The sequence below is a fragment of the Coleofasciculus sp. F4-SAH-05 genome, assembly GCF_040222985.1.
GTDB classification, from domain to species: Bacteria; Cyanobacteriota; Cyanobacteriia; order Cyanobacteriales; family Coleofasciculaceae; genus Coleofasciculus; species Coleofasciculus chthonoplastes.
Map to the genome: position 1 here is coordinate 1 of NZ_JAVKBY010000278.1, position 10,545 is coordinate 10,545.

Annotated in this window: 5 protein-coding genes and 1 pseudogene; all 6 read left to right on the top strand. The window is 46.9% G+C overall.

What is annotated here, in order from left to right; all coding sequences use genetic code 11:
* Positions 1–253: 253 nt before the first annotated feature.
* Entirely contained in the window at positions 254–1,180 is a 927-nt protein-coding gene (locus tag RIG27_RS33770) for an enediyne biosynthesis protein UnbU (RefSeq protein ID WP_446351402.1), read from the top strand.
* 167 nt (positions 1,181–1,347) lie between these two features.
* Positions 1,348–6,945, top strand: a pseudogene (locus tag RIG27_RS33775) (type I polyketide synthase); the annotation flags it as partial.
* Between the two features lie 796 nt (positions 6,946–7,741).
* Entirely contained in the window at positions 7,742–8,050 is a 309-nt protein-coding gene (locus tag RIG27_RS33780; protein WP_446351398.1) for an acyl-CoA thioesterase, read from the top strand.
* Between the two features lie 158 nt (positions 8,051–8,208).
* Positions 8,209–9,195 carry a sulfite exporter TauE/SafE family protein gene (locus tag RIG27_RS33785; protein ID WP_446351399.1) on the top strand — a complete coding sequence of 329 codons (987 nt, stop codon included), beginning with the start codon at positions 8,209–8,211 and terminating at the stop codon, positions 9,193–9,195.
* Between the two features lie 178 nt (positions 9,196–9,373).
* A complete protein-coding gene (locus tag RIG27_RS33790; protein WP_446351400.1) occupies positions 9,374–9,748 on the top strand; it encodes a DUF433 domain-containing protein in 375 nt (124 codons plus the stop codon).
* On the top strand, positions 9,745–10,140 hold the full coding sequence (locus RIG27_RS33795) for an ACP S-malonyltransferase (RefSeq protein ID WP_446351401.1): 396 nt from the start codon (positions 9,745–9,747) through the stop codon (positions 10,138–10,140). The genes RIG27_RS33790 and RIG27_RS33795 overlap by 4 nt, the downstream gene beginning before the upstream one ends.
* Positions 10,141–10,545 lie beyond the last annotated feature (405 nt).

Consider the following 10,545-nt stretch of genomic DNA (forward strand, 5'->3'; position numbering starts at 1 on the left):
ATGTCTAATTGAGCTTTTTTCTACTAAATGAGCTTTGACTATTTTTTCTCTGAAATCTACTGAATATGCTTTCATTGGCTATCCAACGCCTTAATCTCTGTTCATCAATTGTACTATGATATAGCGCAAAGCGCTGTATACTGATTAAGGTGCGTTACGCTTCGCTAACACACCCTACATATAGACAGATCTTTTGCGTAAATCCTATAAATTACAATCTGATTACTCTAGGAGCGTAACATAACTAATTATGATGAATTCAAACAATAACTGGTATAAATCTATCCGCCTCGCTGGATTACGCCGCTTTGCGATCGCGATTACTTTTCTCAATCTATTAGGACATACGGTATTAGGCTTTGAGCAATCCTGGGCGCAACCATTAATTGCCTTATTCACCGCCTACAGTACGGAACTGATTCTAGAACTGATTGACGCCAAAGTTAACCAGCGTCCCCTTCATTTTGCTGGCGGAGTCCAAAATCTTATCGACTTCCTCCTCCCGGCTCATATTACTGGGTTGGCGGTGGCTATGTTACTCTATGCCAATGACCAACTCTTTCCTATTGCGTTTGCGACATCAGTAGCGATTGGTTCAAAGGCAATTTTTCATGCTCCGATTGGCAACCGTAGCCGCCATTTCCTCAATCCTTCTAATTTTGGCATTACCCTAACTCTATTACTTTTCCCCTGGGTGGGTATTTCTCCCCCCTACCAATTCACCGAAAATTTGGATGGGGCGGCGGATTGGATTTTACCGGGAATTATTGTGATTTCGGGGACGTTTCTGAATGCTAAATTTACCCGTCGCCTCCCCCTAATTGGCGCTTGGGTGGGCGGATTTGTGATTCAAGCCGTGGTGAGAAGTTTAATCTTTGGTACGCCAATTATGGCGGCGTTAATGCCGATTACCAGTGTGGCGTTTGTGCTGTTTACGTTCTATATGGTGACTGATCCGGGTACGAGTCCAATTGCTACTAAAGAGCAAGTTTTATTTGGCGGTGCAGTGGCGGCGGGATATGGTGTGTTGATGCTTTCTCATATTGTGTTTGGCTTTTTCTTCTCCCTGACTACTGTTTGTTTAGTGCGCGGTTTATGGGTTTATGTTCAAGCGTGGATAGGCAAGATTTCTACAGCGAGAGTGGCGATGCCAACTCCGATGACTGTAGGGGAAATTTAATAAGTGAATTTTAAATTCTCTTGCCTTAACGATTAGGGCGGGTTTTGTATCCCATTAAACAGTTACCTACAAAGGTTTGATCCTAAACCCGCCCCTACAGTAATACTATTCTGTTGGTCAGGAGTTCCCAAACAAATGACGAATGACAAATGACAAATAACAAAATTATGAATACTATCGCTATTGTCGGCATCGCTTGCCAATATCCTGACGCTAATTCTCCTATCCAACTCTGGGAAAATGCTCTCAGCCAGCGTCAAGCCTTTCGCCAAATCCCATCAAAACGTCTGAATTTAAATGATTATTTCTCCCCTGATCCAAATACCCCCGATCGCACGTATACTAGCCAAGCGGCTGTAATTGAAGGCTACGAGTTTGATCGGGTTAAATTCCGCGTCCCCAGTCATACCTATCATTCCGCTGATTTAGCCCACTGGTTGGCATTGGATATCGCCAGTAAAGCCTTAACTGATGCCGGATTTGCTCAGGGTGAGGGCTTACCTCATGATATGACTGGGGTTCTGGTTGGCAATAGCCTGACTGGGGAATTCTCTAGGGCAAATGTAATGCGCTTGCGGTGGCCCTACGTGCGCCGTGTTCTGGATTCTGCCCTGATTGAGCAAAATTGGACAACAGAGCAGCGTCAGCGCTTCCTGGCTGGCTTAGAAAGCAAATATAAAGAACCCTTCCCAGAAATCGGCGCGGAATCCTTGGCTGGGGGTTTATCCAATACCATTGCTGGACGAATTTGCAATTACTTTAACCTCAAAGGCGGTGGCTATACCCTAGATGGCGCTTGTAGTTCCTCGCTTCTGGCGGTGGCAAATGCGTGTTCCGCTTTAGTGGCGGGAGATTTGGATGTCGCTTTAGCTGGGGGTGTAGACTTAAGCATTGATCCCTTTGAACTGATTGGTTTTGCCAAAACGGGGGCGTTAACCCCGGATAAAATGCGGGTGTATGATACCCATTCCGCCGGATTTCTTCCTGGTGAAGGCTGCGGCTTTATTGTGTTGATGCGTTACCAAGACGCGATCGCACAGTGTCGGAAAATCTATGGCACAATTCGAGGTTGGGGGATTTCCTCGGATGGGAGTGGCGGCATTACTCGCCCAGAAGTTGAGGGACAACTTTTGGCATTACAACGCGCTTATCGTAAAGCTGGATTCACTCCTGATACCGTCGCCTACTTTGAAGGACATGGTACAGGAACCCCAGTGGGAGATGCAACGGAATTAAAGACAATCTGTAGCGCTATCCAAGAGAGTCAGCGACAAAACGGGAAGTCTGGGGAGAATGAAACCTTACCCCCGGCGGTAATTAGTTCAATTAAAGCCAATATTGGGCATACCAAAGCGGCGGCGGGTATCGCTGGATTAATTAAGGCAACGATGGCACTTTACCATCAAATCTTACCCCCAACTACAGGTTGTGAACACCCGCATCCAGCGTTAATTCCCGATAGAAAAGCCGATGCTGTAGGGGCGGGTTTTACCGATAATATTAGGCAACCCACCGATAACTTAACTAAACCCGCCCTTGGGGAAACAGAGGATGTAGGGGCGGGTTTTACCGATAATATTCAGCAACACACCGATAACTTAACTAAACCCGCCCTTGGGGAAACAGAGGATGTAGGGGCGGGTTTTACTGATAATATTCAGCAACACACCGATAACTTGACTAAACCCGCCCCAGCCTTGCGCGTATTAAACCAAGGGGAACCATGGTCTCCTAATTATCCCCTAAGAGCGGGTGTGAGTGCCATGGGGTTTGGTGGAATTAATACTCATATCGTATTAGAGGGAATCAGCCGTCATCCCATTGCCGATACCGGGTATAATCCGACATTATGGTCTACTCAAGATGCCGAATTGTTGCTTCTGGGGGGTAAAGATATCTCTGATTTGCACCAGCAAGTGACTCATCTTCTCACCCTAGCGCCTCAACTTTCTTATGCAGAAATCACAGATTTGGCGGCGGAATTAGCCAAAACAGTGAATCATAATAAAGGAATTAGGGCAGCAATTGTCGCATCAAGCCCCCAGGAATTAACCACTCGCCTAGAAACCCTTTCCACCTGGTTAAACCAAGGGATTACCTCTCGACTGGAGCAACAATTGGGACTATTCTTAGGAACAGGAACAACTCAACCCCGCATCGGATTCCTGTTTCCCGGACAAGCTTCGCCTACTTATTTTAATGGGGGTGCATGGAGTCGGCGTTTCCCTGGGGTAAAACAGTTATACGAACAAGCCAATTTACCGATTGGGGATAGTCAGAATACCGCGATCGCACAACCAGCGATTGTCACTGCATCCATTGCTGGAATCCAAACCCTAGATGAGTTTAACATCAACGGTGCGATCGCGATCGGTCATAGTTTAGGGGAAATCACCGCCCTGCATTGGGCTGGCGCCTTTGATACCCCAACCCTATTACACCTGGTGAAAGTTCGGGGTCAAGCCATGGCAGAATTGGGTAATCCCACAGGTAAAATGGCAAGTATCCGTGGGGATAAACGCACCGTCGCCCCCTTAATCAAAGGAAAACAGGTTGCGATCGCGGGATTCAATTCTCCCCAACAAACGATTATATCTGGAGATGCCCAAGCAATCACCACCGTAATGAACCGCGCCACTCATCAGGGAATCAAAACCATTACCCTACCCGTCTCCCACGCCTTCCATTCTCCCCTCGTCGCCGCCGCTACACCCCCTCTGGCTGATTATCTCGCCACACAAACCCTTCATCCCCTGCAACGTCCAGTTATTTCTACAGTTACAGGTGATAAAATCACACCGGATACCGATGTGCGATCGCTCCTGTGTAATCAGATTACTGCCCCAGTGCGGTTTATTGATGCCGTTGATCAAGTATCCGCAGAGATTGATCTATGGTTAGAAGTCGGTTCCGGACAAATTCTGAGTGGACTAATGGGTGATTTTGTCAAGACCCCAATTTTCTCCCTGGATGCAGGTGGTACTTCCCTGAAAGGTTTACTCAACGCAATTGGTGCTACCTTTGCCCTGGGTACGCCAATTAACACCCAAGCCCTATATGCCAATCGATTCACGCGACCCTTTAAATTAGACTGGCAACCGCAATTCTTTGTCAACCCCTGTGAAACCAATGTAGAGACGCGCCATGGCGCGTCTCTGTGCAGCAATGTAGAGGAAGCTGTAGGGGCGGGTTTTACCGATAACCTGCTGTCGATGTCGGATAACGTGACTAAACCCGCCCTTCTCAGGCAAACAGGGAGAGAAAATACCTCCTCATCTCCCAGACATTCCACCGAAAGACAATCCCCACTAGAAACAGTGCGCCAATTGGTAGCCGAACGCACAGAACTCCCGATTACCGCTATAAAAGAAGACAATCACCTATTACGCGACTTACATCTCAACTCAATTACCGTCAGCCAACTCATCGCCGACGCCTCTCGCCATCTCGGTTTATCCGCCCCCGTCGCCCCCACCGACTATGCCAATGCCACAATTGGCGAAATGGTGCAAGCGTTAGAGGATTTAGCCCGTACTGGCAATCATGAAACCAGTCAAGAGAATCAACAACTCCCCTCAGGAGTAGACGCTTGGATTCGCACCTTTAGGATTGAACTCGTAGAATCTCCCTTATCCCATCGGCTTCCCCCATCTCCTACCACTCCGGGAAAATGGCAAGTCTTCGCCCCAGCGAATCATCCCTTAGCCCCCAAATTAGAGCAACCCTTAAATAACTGGGGTGGCGTGGGTGTGATTGTCTGTCTTCCTCCCAACCCTGACGAACATCACTTACCCCTCCTCCTATCTGGTGCCAAAGCTGTACTAGCGAACCAACAAACCACTCACTTCATTTTGGTGCAACAAGGTGGCGGTGGTGCTGGATTTGTGCGTACCTTACACCAAGAAGTTCCCAACCTTACCACCTGTATCATCGACTTACCCTTAAATCATCCCCAAGCCGCCGCCTGGGTACTCGCTGAAGCGAAAGCGGCTGTGGGTTATAGCGAAGCCCATTATGATACCAGTGGTATCCGATATCAACCTGTTCTCCAGGTATTACCGCTGACTCAGACAGACAGAGGAGATAAGGGTGGGTTTAGTCACATCGAGATGACAACCCAGGATAATCGTGAAACCCACCCCAACAAACTTAACGCCACTGATTTATTATTAGTCACGGGCGGGGGTAAAGGCATCGCCGCCGAAAGTGCCTTAGCCCTTGCCAAAGAAACGGGAATACGCCTCGCTATATTAGGCAGATCCCAACCGGAAACTGATACAGAACTAGCGGCTAATTTACAACGACTCACCCATGCTGGAATTCCCTTCTGTTATCATGCCACCGATGTAACCAAGGAAACGGCTGTTCGGGAAGCGATCGCGCAAATTGAATCAGAGTTCGGCACAATTACCGCCATCTTACACGGCGCGGGTACGAATATTCCCCAACTCCTCAATTCCCTCGATGAAGCTGCCTTACAACGCACCCTCGCGCCCAAAGTTCAGGGATTGCGAAACATCCTCGCCGCCGTTAATCCCCATCAGCTGAAACTCTTAGTTACGTTTGGTTCAATTATTGCCCGTACTGGGTTACCCGGTGAAGCCGATTATGCCCTGGCAAATGAATGGTTAACCCAGCTAACCGAAGACTTTAGTCAACGCTATACCAACTGTCGCTGCTTGACGATAGAATGGTCAGTCTGGTCTGGTGTCGGTATGGGAGAACGGTTGGGACGAATTGATACCCTGATGCGTCAAGGGATTACCCCAATTCCCCCAGATACAGGTGTGGCGATTTTACAGCGTTTAATTCATCAACGATTAAAAACGCGATCGCTTCCTAATTCAGTTATTGTAGCAGGTCGATTCGGTCAAGCCCCAACTCTAAAATTCAACCAATCCGAACTTCCCTTCCAACGGTTCTTAGAACATCCACGAGTCTATATTCCCAGTGTGGAATTAGTTGTAGATAGTGAACTTTCTCATACCACCGATCCCTATCTTACCGATCACCAAGTCCAAGGCGAATACCTCTTTCCTGCTGTCATGGGATTAGAAGCAATGGCGCAGGTAGCCATGGCGTTAATGGAAACCGAATCACTGCCGATTTTCACCGATATAAAATTAAATCGTCCCATCGTCGTTCCCCCAAACACCTCTATCACCATTCGCATCGCCGCCCTAGTTCAGGATACTAACCAAATAGACGTGGTTCTCCGCACAGAAACAACTGGATTTGGCGTTAACCATTTCCAAGCAACTTGTCGATTCAATACCCCAGGGGAACCTTGTAGAGACGTTCCGGTGGAACGTCTTCCGGTGGAACGTCTAGAAGCAAAAATCAAATCCTCACCTGTACTTCCCCTTCAACCAAAACGGGATTTATACGGCAGTATACTCTTTCATCAAGGACGATTTCAACGCTTGCAGAAGTATTATAAACTCCGGGCAAAAGAATGCTGTGCAGAAATAGAATCAAATCCCCCAATAAACTGGTTTAGTCACTATTTACCCGCCCAATTAATCTTAGGAGATCCCGGTGCCAGAGATGCTGTCATTCATGGTATCCAAGCCTGTATTCCCCATCGCACCCTTTTACCCATTGGTGTAGAAAAAATAGTCATTGGTTCAGCCTCCCCCACCGACTCCTGGTTCCTCCACGCCACAGAGAAACACCAACAAGGAGATACCTTTACTTACGACGTAGACGTAACCAACCCAGACGGCAAACTCATCGAACACTGGCAAGGATTAAAGCTAAAAGCCGTGCATCCAGTGACACCCGATACCTGGGTAGCGCCCCTATTATCTCCCTATATTGAGCGTCGAATCAAAGAACAAATCCCCAACATTTCCCTAAACATCGCCGTACTAGAAGATGCTAAACTGAAGCGTCAACAGAAGAGCGATCGCGCCATTCAACAACTCATTCAAACAACAGTGATGCGGCGTCCTGATGGTAAACCAGACATCAACGGAAATCAAGCAATATCCATAACCCACGCCGGGAATATCACCCTAGCTTGTGCCAGTTTAAATCCCATTGGTTGCGATATCGAACCCGTTGTCCCTCGGGACACCGATGTATGGCAAGATTTACTCGGAAAAGAGCGATTTAATCTAGCGCGTGCGATCGCCAAAGAAACCCAAGCATCCCTAGATATTACCGCCACCCGAATTTGGAGTGCCAGTGAATGCTTAAAGAAAGCGGGTGCCATGGTAAACTCCCCCCTAGTATTCCTGGAAACCCCTACGGCTGGGGAAGTTTGGCTAGAATCTGGGAAAAGCGCGATCGCCACTTTTATTCTCTATTTACGAGACATAGAGCAACCCTTAATCTTCGCCGTATTACTCCAACCAACCGATAACTCAACATCCCAGAATTTGGAAAAGCGCGATCGCTCAATTAATCATTGGCAACCCATCCCCAATCAGGAGATAGTATCTACTATTTACAATGGATGAATCCTGACTCAAACCTCACAAAAACCCTCTGCGCCCTCTGCGTAAACCTCTGCGCCCCTCTGCGTTAAAAAAACATCATCTCCCCTAACATCCAACCATGCGAACTTATGAATACCAACACATCGTCAGCTTTGAAGAAACCAACCTAGTTGTCAGAGTTTCCTGTGAATACTTCAGTGAACTTTACGCCTTCGACACCGTAGCCATCCGTATGCGCCTCGATTCAATGACTCAAAATCGAATTACCATGCTGTTTGAATATTGGCGAATTACCGACAAAGGCGAACAACTTATTGCCAAAGGCCAACAACAAACCGCCTCAATGCGACGAGAGGGAGACAAACTCGTACCCATCCCCGTACCCACGGCGCTCAAAGAAGCCTTAGAACTCTATCGTTCAACATAAAATAGCAGAATGACAAAGGACGAAATAATCTCCTAGAAAATCCTAATCATCCTCTCAAGATGAGAGAACCAACTTTTCTGTGTAATCAGTGTATGAATAAGCTCTCACCTCCCTACCCCAATCTCTCCAATAAATCTGTTAAATCAGTGTTTTGACAAATGACGAATAAACAAACAACTGTTGGGCTAATTGCGATCGCAGTTTGGACAACATGGCTAACCATACTCACTCCCAATCAGGCTTTCACCCATTTGATCAACCATTGGCAAATCGCCATAACCATGATGTTTGGTTCCATGATTGCAGGCGGAACCAGTCTCGGTGGCGGCGCAGTGGCATTTCCAGTCTTTACCAAACTCCTGCATATTTCCCCCCACGACGCCAGAATATTTTCCCTCGCCATTCAAAGTGTTGGCATGAGTGCAGCGACAATCGCCATTTGCTTCACCCGAATTCGCGTCGAGTGGCGGATCATCCTTTGGGGAAGTCTCGGTGGTTTCCTCGGCATTTTTCTCGGTGCTGGTTTTCTCGCGCCAATATTACCTGCACCGGTGCTGAAAATGGTTTTCACAGCAATTCTCACCAGTTTCGCCGTTACCTTATTTACCCTGAATCAAGGAATCAGAACCTGCCATTTAACCCTTCCTATCTGGACAATTAAAGAACAAAGTGTCTTATTCATCGCCGGATTCCTAGGTGGAATCATGAGTGGTTTAGTCGGGAATGGCATCGACATCTTTACCTTTTCCGTCATGGTACTCCTATTTCGCCTCAGTGAAAAAGTCGCAACACCCACCTCTGTCATTCTCATGGCAATTAATGCTGTAGCGGGATTTGCCTTACAGGTTTTCGTCTTCAAAGACTTTACCAATCCAGCACAGAGTTACTGGCTAGCCGCCATTCCCGTTGTTGTTGTTGGCGCTCCCCTCGGTGCCATGTTTTGCAGTCGCTTACATCGTCAAACCATTGCCAATACTTTGATTGGACTCATCGTTATTGAGATGGTTTCCTCGATTCTGCTGATTCCCTTAAGTCCAATTGTCATTTATTCGAGTTTCATATCACTGATTATCTTCTCAACCCTGAATTATTGGATGTATCGTACCCAACGATATGAATTGCCCAACCCCACAATCCATTTGTAAACATTATGGTGAAATCTGTATGCCCACCAGTTTTTTTAGCGAGGTAATATAGACATATAGCAATCTTATTTAGGTTGTGGCAATTTTCAAAAATGAAACCCTTGCTATACCTGGCTTTCGAGCTTTTTGCTTGTTGCATCCTATTTAGGATTGCTATAGCTGTTCCAGAGTTATGGATATGATTTCGGATTCTAATGGGCAAGCGGCTATCATTCGTACAGAGAGGGGACTAACGATCTCAGGAACCCGTGTTACTTTATATGACGTGATGGACTATGTTACAGAGCAATACCCACCAAAGTTCATCCGTGCCATGCTGAGTCTTACAGATGAACAGCTAAGTTCTGCGCTATCTTACATAGATTCCCATTGGACTGAAGTTGAAGCAGAATACCAAACCATTCTCAAAGAAGCTGAAGAATTGCGACAGTACTATGAACAGCAAAATCGTGATCGTATTGCTCACATTGTTGCAAAACCCCCAAGACCAGGCACAGAAGCAATTCGGGCAAAGCTTCAAGTAGAACGAGCCAAGCTTGAATCGCAAGCATGAACATTCTGGTTGATCATAATTTACGTGGACACTCTGTACTCCTTGCAGGTCGTCTTGCTGCAAGTGGTTGGCTTGAACTAATTTCCATTCACTTTATTCTCTTTGAAGAGGTAGGGTTAGAAGTTAGTAGTAGCGATCGCGTGGTTTGGCAATGTGCCCAAGCTAACGAGATGATTTTACTCACTGCTAACCGAAGCATGAAAGGAAAAGACTCGTTGGAACAAGTGATACGCGAAGAGAGTACCCCAATATCGTTGCCTGTCATCACAATAGGAAATATTGATCGGTTGCTTGTTGAACCGGAGTATCGGGATCGTTGCGTTAATCGCTTGGTCGATATCATCGTTGACATTGAAGACTATCGAGGTTCAAGGCGAATTTTCATTCCCTAATGCAGTTACAGGCAAGAGAGTAAGCTTGCATTATCACCACAAGTACGGAAGACCCGATATTTTTCAGGGTCAGGAGATCGAACTTCCCAGCTAATAGCGGCAGATCCCCTCCAGCCCCCTTTTTAAGGGAGATTTAGGGAGATCTCAACCCACTATTTCCCCAATATGGTTGTATTGAAAGTGCGATCATATTTAGGAGAGAGAAGCAAAGATGCGATCGCGGATTCCCCTTGCCCAACTTTTGCGATCGCCTCAGCCCAGATTATGAACGGCTGAATTTTTTTTCTCTCGTGTCAATCCCGCCTTAAATCTCCTCGGTCATCACTGGGATCATTGGGCATTTGCGGTGTTACGGCTGGATTGTCTACGGTTTCCTCAGCATCGCGATCGGCAATATAACCGGGT

Coding starts and splice junctions, on each gene's coding strand:
- RIG27_RS33790 (WP_446351400.1), top strand. CDS start 9,374: ATGATTTCGGATTCTAATGGGCAAGCGGCTATCATTCGTACAGAGAGG.
- RIG27_RS33795 (WP_446351401.1), top strand. CDS start 9,745: ATGAACATTCTGGTTGATCATAATTTACGTGGACACTCTGTACTCCTT.
- RIG27_RS33785 (WP_446351399.1), top strand. CDS start 8,209: ATGACGAATAAACAAACAACTGTTGGGCTAATTGCGATCGCAGTTTGG.
- RIG27_RS33780 (WP_446351398.1), top strand. CDS start 7,742: ATGCGAACTTATGAATACCAACACATCGTCAGCTTTGAAGAAACCAAC.
- RIG27_RS33770 (WP_446351402.1), top strand. CDS start 254: ATGAATTCAAACAATAACTGGTATAAATCTATCCGCCTCGCTGGATTA.